The sequence below is a fragment of the Streptomyces sp. NBC_00670 genome (genome assembly GCF_036226765.1).
Lineage (GTDB): Bacteria > Actinomycetota > Actinomycetes > Streptomycetales > Streptomycetaceae > Streptomyces.
The window spans coordinates 1,737,554-1,756,353 of the sequence record NZ_CP109017.1 but is presented as its reverse complement, the minus strand read 5'-3'; the positions used below and the strand labels follow the sequence as shown (position 1 = coordinate 1,756,353).

General features: G+C 72.1%; 19 protein-coding genes. 10 read left to right on the top strand and 9 right to left on the bottom strand.

From position 1 onward, the window contains the following. Window positions 1-6: 6 nt before the first annotated feature. The 5 genes from sufU to dapD all read left to right on the top strand — a co-directional run bounded on the left by sufU (window position 7) and on the right by dapD (window position 3,341). Entirely contained in the window at window positions 7-480 is a 474-nt protein-coding gene (gene sufU, locus OIE12_RS07840) for a Fe-S cluster assembly sulfur transfer protein SufU (RefSeq protein ID WP_030380591.1), read from the top strand. Beyond that, window positions 477-809: a metal-sulfur cluster assembly factor gene (locus OIE12_RS07835; protein ID WP_329133131.1), complete on the top strand. Its 333-nt coding sequence runs from the start codon at window positions 477-479 to the stop codon at window positions 807-809. The genes sufU and OIE12_RS07835 overlap by 4 nt, the downstream gene beginning before the upstream one ends. 130 nt (window positions 810-939) lie before the next feature. Then, window positions 940-1,929, top strand: coding sequence for a sulfotransferase family protein (locus OIE12_RS07830; protein WP_329133129.1), 990 nt, complete (start codon window positions 940-942; stop codon window positions 1,927-1,929). A gap of 30 nt (window positions 1,930-1,959) precedes the next feature. After that, window positions 1,960-2,280 carry a DMT family transporter gene (locus OIE12_RS07825; RefSeq protein WP_329141766.1) on the top strand — a complete coding sequence of 107 codons (321 nt, stop codon included), beginning with the start codon at window positions 1,960-1,962 and terminating at the stop codon, window positions 2,278-2,280. Between the two features lie 71 nt (window positions 2,281-2,351). Then, a complete protein-coding gene (dapD, locus tag OIE12_RS07820; RefSeq protein WP_329133127.1) occupies window positions 2,352-3,341 on the top strand; it encodes a 2,3,4,5-tetrahydropyridine-2,6-dicarboxylate N-succinyltransferase in 990 nt (329 codons plus the stop codon). Window positions 3,342-3,380: 39 nt separating this feature from the next. On the opposite strand, the gene dapA is transcribed toward dapD, so the two are convergent. Continuing rightward, window positions 3,381-4,286 carry a 4-hydroxy-tetrahydrodipicolinate synthase gene (dapA, locus tag OIE12_RS07815; protein ID WP_329133125.1) on the bottom strand — a complete coding sequence of 302 codons (906 nt, stop codon included), beginning with the start codon at window positions 4,284-4,286 and terminating at the stop codon, window positions 3,381-3,383. 149 nt (window positions 4,287-4,435) lie between these two features. Here dapA and OIE12_RS07810 point away from each other — a divergent pair, with 149 nt between their 5' ends. Both OIE12_RS07810 and OIE12_RS07805 read left to right on the top strand, forming a co-directional pair. Then, a complete protein-coding gene (locus OIE12_RS07810; RefSeq protein WP_234307563.1) occupies window positions 4,436-4,873 on the top strand; it encodes a phage holin family protein in 438 nt (145 codons plus the stop codon). A gap of 41 nt (window positions 4,874-4,914) precedes the next feature. Further along, entirely contained in the window at window positions 4,915-5,226 is a 312-nt protein-coding gene (locus OIE12_RS07805) for a DUF3618 domain-containing protein (protein WP_443054027.1), read from the top strand. Window positions 5,227-5,359: 133 nt separating this feature from the next. On the opposite strand, the gene OIE12_RS07800 is transcribed toward OIE12_RS07805, so the two are convergent. After that, window positions 5,360-7,186, bottom strand: coding sequence for an endonuclease/exonuclease/phosphatase family protein (locus OIE12_RS07800; protein ID WP_329133120.1), 1,827 nt, complete (start codon window positions 7,184-7,186; stop codon window positions 5,360-5,362). Window positions 7,187-7,501: 315 nt separating this feature from the next. On the opposite strand from OIE12_RS07800, the gene OIE12_RS07795 reads away from it, so the two are divergent. Both OIE12_RS07795 and OIE12_RS07790 read left to right on the top strand, forming a co-directional pair. Then, entirely contained in the window at window positions 7,502-8,977 is a 1,476-nt protein-coding gene (locus tag OIE12_RS07795; protein ID WP_329133118.1) for a hypothetical protein, read from the top strand. A 182-nt stretch (window positions 8,978-9,159) separates the two neighbouring features. Next, window positions 9,160-10,593 carry an alkaline phosphatase PhoX gene (locus tag OIE12_RS07790; RefSeq protein ID WP_329133116.1) on the top strand — a complete coding sequence of 478 codons (1,434 nt, stop codon included), beginning with the start codon at window positions 9,160-9,162 and terminating at the stop codon, window positions 10,591-10,593. A gap of 76 nt (window positions 10,594-10,669) precedes the next feature. On the opposite strand, the gene OIE12_RS07785 is transcribed toward OIE12_RS07790, so the two are convergent. Continuing rightward, the gene (locus OIE12_RS07785) at window positions 10,670-11,869 is read right to left on the bottom strand and encodes a TerD family protein (protein ID WP_329141764.1); all 1,200 of its coding nucleotides are present in this window, start codon (window positions 11,867-11,869) and stop codon (window positions 10,670-10,672) included. 34 nt (window positions 11,870-11,903) lie between these two features. Next, on the bottom strand, window positions 11,904-12,389 hold the full coding sequence (locus OIE12_RS07780; protein ID WP_329133114.1) for an MFS transporter: 486 nt from the start codon (window positions 12,387-12,389) through the stop codon (window positions 11,904-11,906). Between the two features lie 161 nt (window positions 12,390-12,550). Here OIE12_RS07780 and OIE12_RS07775 point away from each other — a divergent pair, with 161 nt between their 5' ends. Next, the gene (locus tag OIE12_RS07775; protein WP_329133112.1) at window positions 12,551-12,712 is read left to right on the top strand and encodes a hypothetical protein; all 162 of its coding nucleotides are present in this window, start codon (window positions 12,551-12,553) and stop codon (window positions 12,710-12,712) included. A gap of 345 nt (window positions 12,713-13,057) precedes the next feature. Here OIE12_RS07775 and OIE12_RS07770 read toward each other — a convergent pair whose 3' ends face one another. The 5 genes from OIE12_RS07770 to OIE12_RS07750 form a co-directional block, all read right to left on the bottom strand. Beyond that, a complete protein-coding gene (locus tag OIE12_RS07770) occupies window positions 13,058-14,047 on the bottom strand; it encodes a zinc-dependent alcohol dehydrogenase family protein (protein WP_329133110.1) in 990 nt (329 codons plus the stop codon). Further along, window positions 14,044-14,934: a carbohydrate ABC transporter permease gene (locus OIE12_RS07765; RefSeq protein WP_329133109.1), complete on the bottom strand. Its 891-nt coding sequence runs from the start codon at window positions 14,932-14,934 to the stop codon at window positions 14,044-14,046. Before OIE12_RS07765 ends, OIE12_RS07770 begins: the two co-directional genes overlap by 4 nt. After that, window positions 14,931-15,869, bottom strand: a complete 939-nt coding sequence (locus tag OIE12_RS07760) for a carbohydrate ABC transporter permease (RefSeq protein ID WP_329133107.1) — start codon at window positions 15,867-15,869, stop codon at window positions 14,931-14,933. The genes OIE12_RS07765 and OIE12_RS07760 overlap by 4 nt, the downstream gene beginning before the upstream one ends. Further along, the gene (locus tag OIE12_RS07755) at window positions 15,866-17,236 is read right to left on the bottom strand and encodes an ABC transporter substrate-binding protein (protein ID WP_329133105.1); all 1,371 of its coding nucleotides are present in this window, start codon (window positions 17,234-17,236) and stop codon (window positions 15,866-15,868) included. Before OIE12_RS07755 ends, OIE12_RS07760 begins: the two co-directional genes overlap by 4 nt. 151 nt (window positions 17,237-17,387) lie before the next feature. Then, window positions 17,388-18,158, bottom strand: a complete 771-nt coding sequence (locus tag OIE12_RS07750) for a DeoR/GlpR family DNA-binding transcription regulator (RefSeq protein WP_329133102.1) — start codon at window positions 18,156-18,158, stop codon at window positions 17,388-17,390. Between the last annotated feature and the right edge of the window lie 642 nt (window positions 18,159-18,800).

Here is an 18,800-nt window from a genome sequence, read left to right as displayed (position 1 = left end):
TGAGGCGTGAAGCTGGACTCGATGTACCAGGAAGTCATCCTCGACCACTACAAGAACCCGCACGGACGGGGCTTGCGGGACGGCGACGCCGAGGTGCACCACGTCAATCCGACGTGCGGTGACGAGATCACGCTGCGTGTGAAGTACGACGGCACCACCATCAGCGACGTCAGCTACGAGGGCCAGGGCTGTTCGATCAGCCAGGCCTCCGCCTCCGTGCTGAACGACCTCCTCGTCGGCAAGGACGTCGCCGAGGCGCAGCGGATCCAGGAGACCTTCCTGGAGCTGATGCAGTCCAAGGGCAAGGTCGAGCCCGACGACGCGATGGAGGAGGTCCTGGAGGACGCGGTCGCGTTCGCCGGGGTCTCCAAGTACCCGGCGCGGGTCAAGTGCGCGCTGCTGAGCTGGATGGCGTGGAAGGACGCGACGGCCCAGGCCCTCCAGGACGCCGGCGCCGACCCCGAAAGGACAACGGCATGACCGACACCGTGGAGATGAAGCCGGCCTCGGAGGAGGAGCTCCGCGAGGCCCTGATGGACGTCGTCGACCCCGAACTGGGCATCGACGTCGTCAACCTCGGCCTCATCTACGGCATCCACGTCGACGAGGCGAACATCGCCACCGTCGACATGACCCTGACGTCCGCGGCCTGTCCGCTGACCGATGTCATCGAGGACCAGGCCAAGTCCGCCACGGACGGCCTCGTCAACGAGCTGCGCATCAACTGGGTCTGGATGCCGCCGTGGGGCCCCGACAAGATCACGGACGACGGCCGTGAGCAGCTGCGGGCGCTGGGCTTCAACGTCTGATCCCCGCTCGACGTCGCGACGGCCCCCGGCACCGAGGTGTGCCGGGGGCCGTCGCGATCCGCTTCCCACGCGGTTCTCAGCCCGTTCCCAGCCTCCTCTCATCACCGCGCGCCACGGTGGCATGATGGCCATGTCTCCACCGCCCGTCCGGCCCCTGTTCGTGCTCGGCTGTCCCCGTTCCGGGACGACACTGCTGCAGCTCATGCTGCACGCGCACCCCAGGATCGCGCTGCCGCCCGAGACCAGGTTCGTACTGCCTGCCTACGCGGAACGGCTCCGCTTCGGCGACCTGACCCGGCCGGACAACCGGGCCGCGCTCGCCGACTGGATCACCCGCCGCAAGGAGACCCGCTTCCACGAACTCGGCCTCGACGCCGGTGCCGTGGCCGGGCGGATCGCCACCGGCCCCCCGACGCTCGGCTCCGCCCTCGGCATCGCCCTGCACGCCTACGCCGAACGGCACGGCAAGGCCCGCTGGGGCGACAAACGGCCCGCCTACGCGCTGCACGTGGCGGAGATCCTGCGGCTCTTCCCCGAGGCGCAGTTCGTGCACCTCGTACGGGACGGCCGCGACTGCGCGGCCTCGCTGCTCGGGATGCCGTGGTGGCACCGCGGCTTCCACGAGGCGGTCGCCACCTGGGCGCAGGTGATGGACGTGACGGCGGGGTTCGCGCGCCGGCTCGGCCCGGGGAGCTGGTACGAGCTGCGCTACGAGGACCTGCTCGCCGATCCCGAGGGGCAACTGCGGGCGCTGTGCGCGTACCTGGGCGAGGAGTACGCCCCGGAGATGACCGAGCCGCACCGGGTCGCGCACGGTGCGGTGCCCGCGCGTAAGACCTGGCACCGGCGTACGCACGGGGCGCTGGACGCCTCCCGCGCGGGCAGCTGGGAGCGGCGGCTGAGCGCGGAACAGATCCGGCTCGCGGACGCGGTACTGGGCGAGCGGCTGGCCGCCCGCGGGTACGCGCCCGGCGGTGACGCCCGCCCCGGCGCGGGCGAACTGCTGCGTTACCGGCGGGTGGAGGCGCTGCGCCGGGCCGCCCGCGCCAAGCGCCGGCTGCGGGACGGGGTCCTCCGGCTGCGCGAGCCGGGACCGGTGGCCTTCCGGCCGGGGGTGTAGCCCGGGCGCCGTACAGTCGCCCGCATGGGAATGGGATACGTGCTGCTCGGCGGGGCCATCGCGGCGGAGGTGGCGGCCACGACCGCGATGAAGTACAGCGAGGGCTTCACCCGGCTCTGGCCCTCCCTGATCACCGCCGTCGGCTACCTGCTGTCCTTCGCGCTGCTGGCCCAGACCCTCAAGACGGTCTCGATCGGCACGGCCTACGCCATCTGGTCCGGCGTGGGCACGGCCGCCATCGCCACCATCGGCCTCCTGGCCTTCGGTGAAACCCTCACCGCGGCGAAACTGGCCGGCCTGGCACTGATCGTGGCGGGGGTGGTGGTCCTGAACATGGGCGGAGGCCATTAGCGCGCCGGGAGCAGGGCGCCCCCTGCCCCGCCGGTTGGCCCCCGGCCATCCCCGCCGGTTAGGTTGCCGTCATGACCGACATGACGACCACCCGCACCACCGGCGCCGCCGCCACCGGCCTCGCCACCCTCACCTCCGACGGCACCGTTCTCGACACCTGGTTCCCCGCCCCCGAGCTCACCGGGAACCCCGGCCCGGCCGGCACCGAGCGGCTGTCCGCCGAGCGTGCCGTGGAGCTGCTCGGCGAGGGCGCCGCCAAGGCGATCGGCCCGGACACCCGCCGCGGCGTCGAGGTCGTCGCGGTCCGCACGGTCATCGCCTCCCTGGACGACAAGCCGCTCGACGCGCACGACGTCTACCTGCGCCTGCACCTGCTCTCGCACCGTCTGGTCAAGCCGCACGGACTGAGCCTGGAGGGCCAGTTCGGCTTCCTCGCCAACGTCGCCTGGACCTCGCTCGGCCCGGTCGCCGTCGACGACGTCGAGAAGGTGCGGCTCAACGCCCGCGCCGAGGGCCTGCACCTCCAGGTGACCTCGGTCGACAAGTTCCCGCGCATGACGGACTACGTCGTGCCGAAGGGCGTCCGCATCGCCGACGCGGACCGGGTCCGCCTCGGTGCGCACCTCTCCGCGGGCACCACGGTCATGCACGAGGGCTTCGTGAACTTCAACGCCGGCACGCTCGGCACGTCCATGGTCGAGGGCCGGATCTCCGCCGGCGTCGTGGTCGGCGACGGCTCGGACATCGGCGGCGGCGCCTCCACGATGGGCACCCTGTCCGGCGGCGGCAACGTGATCATCTCCCTCGGCGAGCGCTGCCTGGTCGGCGCCGAGGCGGGCGTCGGCATCGCGCTCGGCGACGAGTGCGTGGTCGAGGCCGGCCTGTACCTCACCGCGGGCACCCGGGTCACCATGCCCGACGGCCAGATCGTCAAGGCCCGCGAACTCTCCGGCGCCTCGAACATCCTCTTCCGCCGCAACTCGGTCACCGGCACGGTCGAGGCCCGCCCCAACAACGCGGTCTGGGGCGGCCTGAACGACATCCTGCACGCCCACAACTGACGGGCCGGAAGAACCTCGGCAGCGCCCGGCGGGCTGGGTTCAGGCCCCGCCCGCCAGGCGCTCGTACAGCGCCAGCAGCCCGTCGGCCGTGTTTCGGTCGGCGGGGCGCAGGGGTGGGCGGACGGGGCCGGCGGGGAGGTTCAGGCGGGTGAGGAGGGCCTTGGTGGTGACCGTGCCGGGGAGGGGGGTTGCCATCATGGCCTCGATCAGGTCGTTCGCCGCGTGCTGGCGGCGGGCGGCGGCTGTGGTGTCGCCGGTGTCGAACGTGTCGAGGATCGCGCGGAAGTGGCGCGGTACGACGTTCGCGACGGTGCTCACGCAGCCGGCGCCGCCGACCGCGTACAGGGCCAGGGTCTGTTCGTCGCAGCCCGCGTAGTACGCCAACTCCGTGCGGTGCAGCACCTTCTGGGTGCCCAGGAGGTCGTGGGCGCAGTCCTTCACCGCCACGATCCGGGGGTGTCCGGCGAGGCGGAGCATCGTCTCCGGTTCGATGCGGGTGCCCGTGCGGGCGGGGATGTCGTAGAGCATCAGGGGCAGTCCGGTCGCGTCGGCGACCTCGCGCAGATGGGCCTCGACGGCGTCCTGCGGGGGGCGGCTGTAGTACGGGGCGACGACCAGGAGGCCGTCGGCGCCCGCCTTCTCCGCCGCGCGGGCCAGCTCCGTGGTGTGCGCGGTGTCGGCCGTGCCGACCCCCGCCACGATCGTCGCGCGTCCACCGACGGCTTCCCGTACCGCCCGTACCAGCGCCGCCTTCTCCGCGTCCGTGGTGGTCGGGGACTCGCCCGTCGTGCCGGACAGGACGAGTCCGTCGCAGCCCTCGTCGATCAGGCGGGCGGCCAGCCGTTGGGCGCCGTCCAGGTCGAGGGCGCCGTCGTCGGTGAAGGGGGTGACCATCGCGCACAGGACGCGGCCGAAGGGTGCGGGGCGGGGTGGTGTGGGTGTCATACGGGGAGTGTCGGGCGGTTCTTTGTGCAGCACTACTTAAATTTGCTACGAGGTGCGGGGCTCGTTCGCTAATCGGTGGTGGTCCGCAGGGGGTAGGGGGCGGCGGGCAGGGGTACTCGGGGGTCTTCCGACACGAGAGGAGGCGGACCGTGACCACGACCGAGGCCAAGCCCGTGCGCACCGTCCACTACCCGGACCGTCCGGACCACCATTCGGTGGGGGAACTCGTCGGTCAGGCGACCGAACAGCTCTCCCGGCTCGTACGTCAGGAAGTGAGCCTCGCCAAGGAGGAACTCGCCGAGAAGGGGCGCCGGGCCGGGCGCGGCGGCGGGCTGCTGGGTGGGGCGGGCGCCGTCGCCTACGTCGGGCTGATGGCGCTGGCGGCCACGGCCATCGCCGCGATCGCGGTGGCGTTGCCCGTGTGGGCCGCCGCGCTGATCGTGACGGCCGGGCTGTTCCTGGTGGCGGGTGTGCTCGGGCTGATGGGGCGGGCGCAGTTGCGGCGGGCGACGCCGCCGAAGCCGGAGGAGACGCTGGACAGCGTCAAGGCCGATGTCGACGAGATCAAGGGGAGGGTGCACCGGTGACGGGCGACGGTGGAGCGCGGGAGCGGGGGGACGCCGGGCAGTTGGCCGGGTCCGTGCCGGCCTCCGGGCGGAACGCGACGGGGGCGAAGGGGCCGGACGAGTTGCGGCGGCAGATCGAGGAGACGCGGGGGGCGCTCGGCGACACGGTGGAGGAGTTGGCCGGGAAGGCCGATGTGAAGGGGCGGGCGCGGGCGCGGGCGGAGGATCTGCGGGATCGGGCGGGGGCGGTGTCCGTGCAGTTGCGGAGTACGGCGGTGCGGGTGTCGGAGCGGCAGAGGGTGCCGTTGGTTGTCGCGGGGGTGGGGGCGGGGGCGGTTGTCGCCGCGGGCGTGTGGTGGGGGCGGCGGCGGTAGGGCCCCTCCGGGGGTGGGGCGGATTTTTGCGCCCCCGCCGCCTCCACCCTTCCCGTCCTTGTCGCGCCCCGCGGCGGAGCCGCAGATCGGAGACAGCCCCGCGCCCCTCGGGGAGGCGCGGGGAACTCTCTGCTCAGAGGTGGACGCGGACCACCTGGGGGTCGTGGTCGCTGATCTGGGTGGGGAATTCCGCGTTGATGTGGACGCTGTCGTAGGCGTACCTGCCGGGGTGGCGGAGGGACGGGCTGAGCAGGATCTGGTCCAGGACCTGGCTGTTGCCCTGGTAGTCGTACGTGTAGCGCTCGCTCTTCGGCAGTGACTTGATCGCCGACCACAGGGCGCCGTCGTCCTCGAGGAGCCGGGCCGTGCCCGAGAACTCGAAGTCGTTGATGTCGCCCAGGGCGATCACCCGCGCGTTCTTCTGGGCCTTGAGGATGTCCTTGACGAATCCGTTGACCTCCGTCGCCTGGGCGTGCCGCTGGGTCTCCGAGCCGCGTACCGGCGGCTGGTACTGGGCCGTCAGGCCCTGGTCGCCGCCCTTGGAGGCGAAGTGGTTGGCGATCACGAAGACCGTCCTGCCGCGGAAGACGAACTCCCCGGCCAGCGGCTTGCGGCTGTCCTCCCACGCCGAGCTCGCCGGGTCGATGCGGCCCGGGGAGGCCGTCAGCCGGGCCTTGCCGCGCACCTTCTCCACGCCCACGGCCGTCGTGGACGTCCCCCCGGCACGGTCGGTGAACGACACCCGCTCGGGGTTGAACAGGAACGCCTGGCGGATGTTGCCGCCGGGCTCGCCGCCGTCCTGGTCGTTGACCGGGTCGATGCCCCGCCACTCGTAACGCGGGCCGCCCGCCGAGACGATGGCGTCGATCAGCTTGCCGAGCGTCTGGTCGGCGGCGACCGTGCCGTCGTCCGTGGCGCCGTTGTTGTCCTGGATCTCCTCCAGGGACACGATGTCGGGCGACTTCAGGTGGTGCACGATCGCGGCGGCGTGGTCGGCGAACGTGTCGTCGGACGGGTCGAGGTTCTCGACGTTGTACGTGGCCACCGCGAGTTCGCGGTCGCTCTGCCGGTGCGTCGACTCCCGCTCCAGGCCGCCCTTCCTCAGCGTGCCCAGCTCGCTCGCGACCAGCGTGTAGCCGCCGTACTGGTTGTAGTCCAGCGGCCCGGCGGTGGTCCCGGCGAGGGTGTCCCCGACGGTCGCCGCGGGGAAGTCGGCGGTGGAGCCGAGGGACTGGATCTGCAGCCGGCCGGTGTTCTGGGAGGCGTAGGAGCCGTAGACCGTGCCGCCGCGCCGGGTCGGGTTCTCGTGCGGCTTCACGGTGACCCACAGCTCGGTGTACGGATCCGTCGCCGTCACCACACGGGTGTCGGCGACCCGTACGTTCATGCCCTCCAGGGACTCGTAGTAGTCCAGGGCGTACTTCTTCGGCCGCAGCGTCAGCCCGTTGACCGAGTTCTTCGCGGCGGGGTCGCCCGCCGGGGTGTACGCGTCCGGCACCGAGCGGGCGTCGACCGTCGTCGGCGCCGGGAGCGCGTTGCCGGTGGAGACGGTGGTGATCACCGGCCTGGTGATCTCGGTGACCGACTGGTTGCCGCTGGAGGTACCGCCGGGCACGTACTCCGAGACCGTGCCCGACACCGTCACCGCGTCGCCGGCCGCGACCTTCGGCGCCGAGCTGGTGAAGACGAACACGCCCTCGCTGGTGGCCGGGTCGGCGTCCGGCGCCGGGTCCTGGATCCAGAAGCCCTTCGACGAGCCGTAGCCGCGCACGCCGGTGACGATTCCGGCCACGTCGGTGACCTGCCGGCCGGCGTACGGGGAGATGCGGGTCGTGCCCTGGATGTCATGGATGCGCACACCGTCGGCGTGCGCCGGCGAGGTGAGGACCACGCCGGACACCGTGGAGCAGACGGCGGCGACGGTGAGCGCGGCGAGACGCGCGGATGACTTGCTCGGCAAGGGGATCCCTCCGGGTACCGCTTGACTGGGAAGCACTCGGCGCGAACGCGGGGGTTCGGCCGAACGGCGAGGACGCGATTGACGACGAGTGTCCGGTGGACCACTGTCCGTCGGTTTCTACGCGCGTCAATCTCCTGCCAGGGTCGGCCAGTTGTCAAGGTTTCGGCCATGTACGCCCGGCATCGGGAACGTGAACCGGGTGGCATGGGGCCAAATCCGTCTAGGCTGAGCGGTTGAGTCGTACGACGTTCACCCCGTCGTACGGCTGCTCGCGGGACCGCTCACAGGCGCATGGCGTACGAGGAGAACCAGCCGATGTCAGACAGCTCCCCCCTGCCGCCGGTGCGGCTGCGCCCCGAAGCGGAGCTCGCGCGGGACGCGCTCGCCACACCGCTGCTCACGCGCGCCGTCCGGCTGGCCCGCTGGGCCGGGCCCGAGACCCGTGTCGACGCCGGTGGCGAACTGGTCGAGGAGCAGCTGCCGGCGGCGGCCGAGGCGCTCGGGCTCGACCCGAAGGACGCCGAGGCCGCCGAGCACGCCGAGGGGCTCGCCGACGAGGCCTGGCAGGTTGCCGTCAACACCGGGCTCGTCACCGTCACGGACGAGGAGCGGGGCACCGTCGAGGCGGGGGAGAGCCTGCGGCTGCTCACCTCCGGGTCGCCGCAGGACGTGCTGGACGTGTGGCTCGGCGCCCTGGAGACCGTGATCGCCGACGCGAGCGTGCCGGACCTGGGCGACGTGGACGCCCTGCTGGAGGAGGCGGGCGAGGACGGCGAGGTCGATCTGTCCTCGCTCGACTGGGACCCGGAGGCGGAGGCCGCGTTCCTCGACGGGGTGCTCGGCAATCTGTATCTGCTGACGGTGGACGAGGACGGGCCCGGCGAAGGGCCGGTGCCGCTGCCCGCGCTCGCCGCGTCGATGATCGTCCCGGACGACATGGGCGAGCCCACGAACGATGTGCTCGAACAGGTCTCCGACGCGCTGATGCGGCTCGACGACCAGTTCCGGCTGCTCGAACCGGTGGGGCTCGTCGAGTTCCAGCCGGTCGACGAGGACGTGCTGGCCGAGGCGGCGGACGAGGGCGAGGCCGGCGGGGCCGGCGAGGGGTCCGCGGTCGACGAGGCCGACGTCAGCCGGTACGGCATGGTGCGGCTGACGCCGCTCGGTCTGTACGGGCTGCGGGTCCGGCTCCTCGAAGCGGGGTTCGAGGCACCCGCGGTGGGCGAACTGGCCGACAAGGGTGCCGACGTGCTCCTCGACGGCACCGCCGGCTTCCCGCCGGGCGCCGCCCGGGCCGAGACCGAGCAGTGGCTCGCCCGGCGTGAACCGCTCGCGGCGGCACGGGAGTTGCTGAGCGCGGCCCGGGGCGTGGACGCGGGGGCGCCGTTGCGGCGGCTGTGCTGTCAGCAGGCGCTGGCCCTGGTGGGCGGGGCGGCGGAGCCGGCGCTGCGTGAGGTGCTCGACGACGCGGAGCTGGGCGGGCTGGCGCGGGTGTGGCTCGCGGAGCGGGGGGCGGTGGATGTGCCGGCGCCGCCGGAGTCGATGGTGTTCTGGCTGACCATCGACACGGTCGCGGCGCAGCTCGCCGCCGAGGGGAACTCGGCGGAGTTGCGGGAGCTGGTGGAGGGGTTGGCGGCGGGGCACAGCGGGTTCTTCGCGGCGGCGTGGCGGGTGGAGCATCCGGCGACGGCGGAGGTGCTGGAGGCGATGGGGCGCCTGCATCCGGACAAGAGGGTGGCGAAGGAGGCACGGAAGGCGGCGTTCAAGGCGCGGTCGCAGCGGGGGGAGTGAGCGGGGGGCGCCGGTTCCGCCCCGTTTCGTGCCCACGCGGCGGAGCCGCAGCGGACACGGCCCCGCGCCCCTCACTGGGCGCCATGCCCCGTTGGGTTGGCGTTCATGCGAGCGCGGCATCGTGGCGCCGCAATCGCGGTGCGCCACCCTCCACGGTCGCCTTTCCCGTCACAGGAGTCAGCATGTCGCTCACCCGCAGGGACTTCACCGGACGAACCGCGCTCACCGGGGTCGGGGTCGCCCTGGCCGGCAGTGTCGGTGCGCTCGCCACCGCTCCGCACGCGCTCGCCTCCACCGACCACCACAGCGCGGAGGACCACCACCACGGCGGCGTCGGCTACGGTCCGCTGATCGCCGACCCCAAGGGCGTCCTCGCGCTGCCCGCCGGGTTCTCCTATCGCGTCCTCACCCACAGCGGCCGCACCAGGCTCGAGTCGGGCGAGTACACGCCGTCCAACCACGACGGCACCGCCACCTTCGACGGTCCCCGCGGCGCCACCCTCCTCGTCAACAACCACGAGCTGAAGGGCCCGCGCGCCGACTGGCCGTACCCCGTGCCGCTGACCGAGGGATTGGTGTACGACCCGGCCGCGGCCGGCGGCTGCACCGTCGTCGAGGTGCGCCACGACCACGTCGCCGAGTGGGTGGGCATCGCCGGGACCTCCACCAACTGCGCGGGCGGCCACACCCCTTGGGACACCTGGCTCACCTGTGAGGAGACCGAGGACCGGGCCGGCCAGAACGGCATGACCAAGGACCACGGCTACGTCTTCGAGGTCGATCCCGCCGACCGCCGGGCCAACCGCGACCCCCGGCCGGTCAAGGCGCTGGGCCGGTACGCGCACGAGGCCGTCGTCGTCGACCCCCGGCGCGGGCAGCTCTACCTCACCGAGGACGCCTCCGGACCCAACGGCCTGTTCTACCGCTGGACCCCGCCCCACGGCTTCCGCCACGGCCGCGGCCGGCTGCGCACCCTCGCCGACGACGCCGGGGTGCTCCAGGCCTTCAAGTGCTTCGACTCCGGCGGCAGATTCGTCGACGACCTCTCCCGCGCCACGCGGACCGGCACGGTGTACGGCGTCGACTGGGTCGACGTTCCCGACCGCGACGCCACGTCCACCCCCGTCCGCAAGCAGTTCACCGACGGCCAGGTCACCCGCGCCCGCAAGCTGGAGGGCATGTGGTGGGCGGACGGCGGCGCCTACGTCGTCTCCTCCTACGCCCGCGACGAGAGCCCCGTCCAGCACGACGGCCAGGTCTGGTTCTACGACCCCCGGCGTCGCACCCTCACCCTGAAGGTGCTCATCGGCGTCAACCCCGACCCCGCCGCCGACGGCGCCTTCGACGGCCCCGACAACATCACCGTCTCCCCCTACGGCGGCCTCGTCATCGCCGAGGACGGCGAGGGCGTGCAGCACCTGTTCGGCGCGACGGACAGCGGGCGGACGTACCCCATCGCCCGCAACGAACTGAACATCGGCACCGAAGAGGAGCCGGAGTACAGCGAGTTCACCGGCGTCACCTTCTCGCCCGACGGCCGCACCCTCTACGCCAACATCCAGACCCCCGGCATCATGCTCGCCATCACCGGCCCCTGGAAGCGCCAGCAGCGGTAGGCGAGGGCCGACGGCCCGGGGCGCCCGGTGGGCGGCGCCCCGGAGCCGGCGGCCGCGCGGGCCGGCCGTGCGTGCGTCACAGCGCCTTGGCGGCCGGCTTCACCATCCCCCGTACCGTGCGGGACTTCACGAACTCGCCCATGGCCGTCATGTCCCACTCGCCGGAGAACTGGCGGACCAGCTTGGCCATCATCACGCCGGTCTGCGCCTCGGCGTTGGTGAGGTCGAAGCGGACCAGTTCCTCGCCCGTCGCGGCGTCGATCAGGCGGCAGTACGCCTTGGCGACCTCCGTGAACTTCTGGCCCGAGAACGAGTTCACCGTGAAGACCAGGCCCGAGACCTCCTGCGGGATGCGGCCGAGGTCGACCACGATCACCTCGTCGTCACCGCCGCCCTCGCCGGTGAGGTTGTCGCCGGAGTGCTTGATCGCGCCGTTCAGGATCGACAGCTTGCCGAAGTAGCAGCTGTCGACGTGGTCGCGCTGGGGGCCGTAGGCGATGACCGAGGCGTCCAGGTCGATGTCCTTGCCGCGGTACGCCGGCTCCCAGCCGAGGCCCATCTTGACCTGGGCGAGCAGCGGGCGGCCGCCCTTGACCAGGGACACCGTCTGGTTCTTCTGGAGGCTGACGCGGCCCTTGTCCAGGTTGACCTTGCCGGCACCGGCACCGGCACCGGGGGCGGGGGGCTGCGCGGCGGCCGCAGGGGCCGGCGGGGGCGCGGTGGGCTGCGGCGGGGCCGTCGGCTGCGGCGGGGCGACCGGCTGCGGCGGGGCGGCGGGGGCCGGTTCCTCCACCGAGACGCCGAAGTCCGTGGCGATCCCGGCGAGGCCGTCGGCGTACCCCTGGCCGACGGCGCGGGCCTTCCACGCGCCGTTGCGCAGATAGATCTCCATGACCACGAGCGCGGTCTCCGTGCCGAGCCGCGGGGGCGTGAACGTGGCGAGCACCGAGCCGTCGGCCGCGTTGCGGAGGGTGGCGGTGGGCTCGATGCCCTGGAAGGTCTGGCCGGCGGCGTCGGGGCTGGCGGTGACGACGATCTTCTCGATGCCCGGCGGGACGGCGGTGGTGTCGATGCCGATGGCGTCGGGCGTCGTGCCGCCGCCGGAGCGGTAGGTGACACCGGGGCCGGTGGGCTGGTTGTAGAAGATGAAGTCGTCGTCCGTGCGGACCTTGCCGTCGGGGGTGAGCAGCAGGCCCGATACGTCGAGTCGCACGGGGGCGGCGACGTCCACCGTCACGTGTGTGACGGGGAGAGGGATGTTCGAGCCGGGGGTCATAGCTGTCATGTGGGGTGTAACGAGCGGGGGCGCTTTACCGTTCCCTTACCTGGACAGGATCGCCCGGCAGGACGCCGGCCCGCGCGTCCCCTTCGGCCGTACGGCCGCGTGGTGGCCGCAGGAGGACGGTGCTCGCCAGGCACGCGGCCAGCAGGGCCGTCCAGAGCCATCCGGCCCCGAGCCGCAGGAGCCAGGTGAAGACGGTGGGGGCCAGGGCGGTGGCGACGCTCCACGAGAGCTGGTGGAGCGCGAAGTAGCGGCCGCGCGCGGCCCGCGGCGCGAGCCGGCCGACGAGGGCGCTCATGACCGGCGCGTGCGCCATCTCCGCCGCGGTGAAGCAGACGGTCGCCGCGCCGACGACGGCCATGGCGACGGCCGGCGCGGACACGGGCGCCGCCCACAGTCCGACGAAGCACAGCGCCCAGGGCAGTGCGGACAGCCGCAGGGTGGTCGGGGCGGGCACCCGGTCCAGGAGCCGGGAGAACACGGTCTGCGTGCCCGCGACGAGCACGGTGTTCACCGTGAAAGGGGGCGTCCCGCAGGACGCGCCCGTAGCCGCGCCACGTCTCCTTCCGTACCTTTCCCGCGTCCGGCTTCCCGCCGTACGCCGGGGGCGCCGGGAGCGAGGAGACGGCGAGCGCGCCCGCGACGACGAAGCTGACGGCGTCGGCCAGGACCATCGTGCGCCCGACCGCCGCGCCGCCGGCCGCCTCCGCCGCGGCGAAGAGGACCGTCCCCGCGCCCATGCCGATGTTGCGCAGCGCCCGCACCAGGCTGAACCACCGGTCCTGCTCGCCCGGCGCCGCGATCGACAGGACCGCCGGGCCGCTCGCCGTCCAGTAGAGGTTCTGGCCCACCCCCGCCAGGACGGCGCACCCGACGAGCTGCCAGGCGTGCGCCACGATCACGGTCCCGTGGGACAGATGCCCGGGCGCCCGGTGGAATGTGTGTGCGAAGGGCTGCCCGAGTGCGGCTCGTCGACTGGTGTGGGAGCGCTCCCACATCGGGAGATTGTGGGGGCGCGGCACGGATTCGTCAATCGGTCCGGCGTCGTCAACTACCAACGGAGGAAGCCTTGTTGGGATCACGCATGGTCAGGGGCCCTGGCCGCCGCGGCGGTCCGGTGCTCGCGCACCCGGTGTGTCGCCGCGGCGGTGGCCCAATGAAAGCGACTTCTCCCGGTGGGCCCTACGGGACCACCACGATCTTGCGACCTACGCCCGCCGCGAACTGTTCGAGCGCCTTCGGGTACTCCGTCAGGGGGAGGCGGTCGCTGATGAAGATCTCCGGGTTCAGGACGCCCCCGGCGAACAGCTCCGCCGCCCGCTCGTAGCTGTGCAGCACCGCCATCGAGCCGGTGATGGTGATCTCCTGGTTGTAGATCCGGTACGGGTCGATCTCCACCCGGGTCGCGTAGTCCGCGACCCCGAACTGGAGGAACGTGCCCGCCTTGGCGACCCGTCCGAGTCCGTCCTGGATGGCCGCCGCGTTCCCCGTCGCGTCGACCACCAGCTCCCAGCCCCGCGGCCGGTCCAGCTCGTCCGCGTTGCCGGCCGTCCCCGACACCCCGAGCCGCCGCGCCGTCTCCAGCCGGGCCGGGTTGATGTCGACGACGTCCACGCTCGCCGCGCCCGTCCGCTTGGCCAGCTCCAGCATCATCAGGCCCATCGTCCCCGACCCGTAGATCAGGACGTGCGCGCCGAGCTGCGACTTCAGGACGTCGTAGCCGCGCACCGCGCAGGACAGCGGCTCGATGAGGGCCGCGTCCTGGGTGCGGACGTGCTCGGGGAGCTTCACGCAGTTGGCCACCGGCGCCACCGCGTACTGCGCGGCGCCGCCCGCCGTCGTCACACCGATCGCCGCCCACCGCTCGCACATGTTGTTGTGCCCGCTGCGGCAGTAGTGGCACTCGTAGCAGTACAGGGACGGGTCCACCGCCACCCGGTCGCCGACCGCGACCTCGGTGACCTGTGCGCCGACCCCGACCACCTCGCCGGCGAACTCGTGCCCGGGCACGATCGGCAGCTTGGGCGCGAACTCGCCCTGGAGTATGTGCAGATCGGTGCCGCACAGCCCGCACGCGGCGACCTCGACGACGACCTCGCGGGGACCCGGCGTCGGGTCCGGGACCTCGGTGACGACGGCGCGGCCCACGGACTCGATGACGGCGGCCTTCATTTCACGGCTCCCAACGACAGGCCCTGGACCAGCTTGTCCTGGGCGGCGAACCCCGCGGCGAGCACCGGCAGGGAGACGACGAGCGACGCGGCGCACACCTTGGCCAGGAACAGGCCCTGGCTGGTGATGAAGCCGGTCAGGAAGACGGGGGCGGTCTCGGCGGCCACACCCGTCAGCACCCGGGCGAACAGCAGTTCGTTCCAGCTGAAGATGAAGCAGATCAGGGAGGTGGCGGCGATGCCCGGCAGGGCGATCGGGGCCACCACACGGGCCAGGACCGTAGGCAGCCGCGCCCCGTCCACCCGGGCCGCCTCGATGACCGCGACCGGCACCTCGGCGAGGAAGGACTGCATCATCCACACCGCGATCGGCAGGTTCATGGAGGTGTAGAGGATGACGAGCAGCCAGATGTTGTCGAGCATGTCCGCGTTCTTGGCGAAGAGGTAGATCGGCAACAGGCCCGCCACCGCCGGCAGCATCTTCGTCGACAGGAAGAAGAACAGCACGTCGGTCCACTTGCGCACCCGGTTGATGGAGAGCGCGTACGCGGCCGGGAAGGAGAGCAGGAGGACGAAGAGCGTGGAGGCGATCGAGGCCACCGCCGAGTTGATCAGCGCGGGCCAGGGGCTGGCCCCGCCGCCGACGCCGAAGAAGTCCCGGTAGCCGTCGAGGGTGAGGGCGGCCGCGAAGGACGGCGGGTTGGTCGCCGCGTCGGCCTCCGAGTGGAAGGAGGTCAGCGCCATCCAGGCGATGGGCAGGAAGAACAGCACTCCCAGCACCCAGGCCAGCAGGCCCAGGCCCGCCCCCCGGGTCCGCCCGGGGCGCTTGGCGCCGCCGGTCTCGCCGGCGGTCCGGGACGGTCGTACGCGTACTGCGGTGGCGCTCATGCGCGGGACACCTCCTCGCGGAACAGGGACGACACCACGCGCAGCGCGAAGGTGGCGATGATCAGGGAGCCGATGACCACCAGGACGCCGGCCGCCGAGGCGAGGCCGTTCTCATGGGCCTGGTAGAAGCTCTGGTAGACGGTGTAGGGCAGGTTGGCGGTGCCCAGGCCGCCGGACGTGATCGTGAAGACCGCGTCGAAGTTCTGCACGATGTAGATCGAGCCGAGCAGCGCGCCCAGTTCGAGGTAGCGGCGCAGATGCGGCAGCGTCAGATGGACGAAGATCTGCCAGTCGCTCGCGCCGTCCACCCGGGCGGCCTCGATCTGCTGGTGGTCGCGGCTCTGCAGCCCGGCCAGCAGGATCAGCATCATGAAGGGCGTCCACTGCCACACCAGGGAGGCCTCGACGGCGAGCAGCGGGGTGTTGGAGATCCAGTCCGGCTGGGGGCCGCCCACGTAGTGGAGCAACCCGTTGAGCAGGCCGTACTCCGGGTTGTAGAGCACGTGCTTCCACAGCAGCGCCGCCGCCACCGGGACCACCAGGAAGGGGGCGATCAGCAGCGTGCGTACCGCGCCCCGGCCCGGGAACTTCCGGTCCAGGAGGAGGGCGAGGGCGAGGCCCAGGACGAGGCTGACCAGGACGACGGCGACGGTCAGCAGGATCGTCGTCCACACCGAGTGCCGCAGGGCGGAGTCGGTGAGCACCTCCTGGTAGTTGTCGACGCCGGTGAACCTGCGGGCCTTGGGATAGAGCGCGTTCCAGTCGAAGAAGGAGATCACCAGCGTGGCCACGAAGGGGAGCTGGGTCACGGCGATCATGAAGATCAGGGCGGGCAGCAGGGGTGCCCGGGTGGCCCAGGCGCGCAGTCGCGCGGAGGGCTGCTTCACGTGCTGCTCGGGAGGGGCGGCCACGGGGGCCGCGGTGGTGGCGGTCATCGTCCCTCGTACTCCTCGGAGATCTGCTCGGCGAGCTTCTGGGACTTCTTCAGGGCCGACTCGACGGACTGGCGTCCGGCGATGGCCGCGCTGATCTCCTGGGAGACCTTGGTGCCGAGATCGGTGAACTCGGGGATGCCGACGAACTGGATGCCGGGCGCGGGCCGCGGCTGCACGCCGGGGTCGTTGGGGCGGGCGTTCTCGATGGCCTCTCGGGTCATCTCCTGGAAGGCGCCCGCCTCCTCGCGGTAGTCGGGGTTCTCGTACGTCGACGCCCGCTTGCCGGCGGGCACGTTGGACCAGCCGATGGTGTCGCCGACCAGCTGCTCGTACTCCTTGCTGGAGGCCCACGAGACGAACTTCCACGCCTTGTCGGTGTTGCGGGAGGCCTTCTGTATGCCCCACGCCCAGGTGTAGAGCCAGCCGGAGGACTCGGTCTTCTCCACCGGCGCCGGGGCGTAGCCGATCTTGCCCTTGACCGGGGACTTGTCCGCCTCCAGGGAACCGGCCGCGGAAGTGGCGTCGTACCACATGGCGACCTTGCCCTGGGTGAGGTTGTTCAGGCACTCCGCGAAGCCGGACTGCGGGGCGCCGGACTCGCCGTGCGCACGTACCAGGTCGACGTAGAACTTGGTCGCCTTCTCGAACGCGGGGTCGGTGAGCCGGGCCTTCCAGTCCTTGTCGAACCAGGTGCCGCCGAAGGTGTTCACCACCGTGGTCAGCGGCGCCATGATCTCGCCCCAGCCGGGCAGTCCGCGCAGACAGATGCCCTTCATCCCGGACTTGGCGCCGTCCGCCTTCGCGGCCAGGTCCGCCACCTGGTCCCAGGTGGGGTGCGCGGGCATCTTCAGCCCCTTCGCCTCGAACACGTCCTTGCGGTACATCAGGAAGGACGACTCGCCGTAGAAGGGCTGGCCGTAGAGCTTGCCGTCGTCGCCGGTGAGCGACTGGCGCATCGGCTTGAGGACGTCCTTCTCGTCGTACGACGGGTCCTTGGCGACATAGCTGTTCATCTCGTGCAGCCAGCCGTTGCGGGCGTAGATGGGGATCTCGTAGTTGGACAGCGTCGCCACGTCGTACTGGCCGGCCTGGTTGGCGAAGTCCTGGCTGATCTTGTCGCGGACGTCGTTCTCCGGCAGCACGGTGAAGTTCACCTTGATGCCGGTCTCCTTGGTGAAGTGGGCGGCGGTGAGCTTCTGGAGCTCCACCATCTGGGGATTGTTGACCATCAGGACGTTGACGGAGTCACCGCCGGAACCGGATCCGCCCGCTCCGACCCAGCAGCCGGAGAGCAGCGGTGCGAGCAGCGTTCCCGCGGCGGCCATGGCGAGTGTGACTCGCGGCCTCCGTCGGCTCTGGGTGCGCATGGATCGCTCCTGGAGGAGGGGGATGGGTGAACGGGTGCGTGGGGGCATAGGACGCATATGGGGCATATGGGAGGTGTGTAGGGGGTGTATGGGGATGGGCGGGGCTGGGGCTTACGTGGGTGCGGGTGCGGGTGCGGGTGCGGGTGCGGGCTCAGACTCGGATGACCTGCGGGCCCAGCAGGGAATACCGGTGGGCCTCGGAGGCGGGCAGCAGGGTGCTGGTGACGATCGCCTCCAGCGCGCCGACCTCCGCGAACCGGCAGAAGCTCACTGCGCCGAACTTGGTGTGCACCCCGGTGAACACCGTGCGCCGGGAGGCGCGGATCGCCTGGGTCTTGACCTCGCTGACGGCCGGGTCGGGCGTGGTCAGTCCGTATTCGCGGGAGATGCCGTTGGCGCCGATGTAGGCCAGGTCGATGACGAATCCGGCCAGCATCTTCGTCGTCCAGTGGTCGACGGTGGCGAGGGTGCCGGGGCGTACCCGGCCGCCGAGGAGGAGGACGCTGATGTTGCCCGCCTCCGCGAGCGCGCCGGCCGTGGCCAGGGAGGCGGTTACCACGGTGAGCGGGCGGTCGCGGGGGAGTGCCTCGGCGATGAGCTGCGGGGTGAAGCCCTCGTCGACGAAGACGGTCTCCGCGTCGCCGAGGAGTTCCGCGGCGGCGGCCGCGATCCGGCGTTTCTCGGGGACGTGGCTGGTGGCGCGGAAGGCGAGGGTCGTCTCGAAGCCGGCGCTCTCCACGGGGTAGGCGCCGCCGTGGGTGCGGCGGACCAGGCCGTGGTCCTCCAGTGCGCGCAGGTCGCGGCGGACGGTCTCCTTGGCGACGCCGAGCTGGGTGGCGAGGGCGGCGACGTCGACGGAGCCGGTGCGGCGGGCGGCCGTGACGATCTCGCGCTGCCGTTCCTCGGCCGATCGTGTCGTCATGGCTGGTACCTGCCCTTTCGCTGCCGCGGGATGCCGCCGCTCGGTGCGGCTCGGTACGGCTCGTGGCCGCGGGGTGTTGCTGTGGCATCGCTGTGCCCGTTCGGGCCCTGTCGGGCCTTGGGGAGAGTTCTACAGCGGGGGCGCGGTGCTGACCAGGTCTGTTGCCGGTCCGAGTGGGCCCGTTTGTGCCCGCTTCGGGGGGTGGGGGGTGGGCGACGACCTGCGGGATGGGGGTACGGCGAGTGGGAACGGGCAGCGGCCGTGCCCGGGGAATGCCCCTCGGGGGCCCGTTTCCCGCCCGCCATGCCGCCGAAGGCACCTACGGCTCGCCTGGTGCGCCCGGCCAAGGGCTCGCTGCGGGCGGTTCGCCCGACCCCGCTGCGGGCAGCCGCTCCGCGCCTCGCTGCGGGCACACTTAGCTGCGGGCAGTCGTGCCGCTGGGGCGATGGGGGTCCCCCCTGCTCGAGCGAAGCCGAGAGCTTGGGGGAGGGTGGGCGCAGCGGCACCCGGCAAGCGCCGGTTCGCGAAGCTCCCGTGACGGTCACCCCGGGGTGCGGTGCGTTGTCGGCTGACGGTCACAGTTGTCTCGCCCCCGCCGCCCCTACCCATTCCCGTCCCCCAGGGGCTCCGCCCCTTCAACCC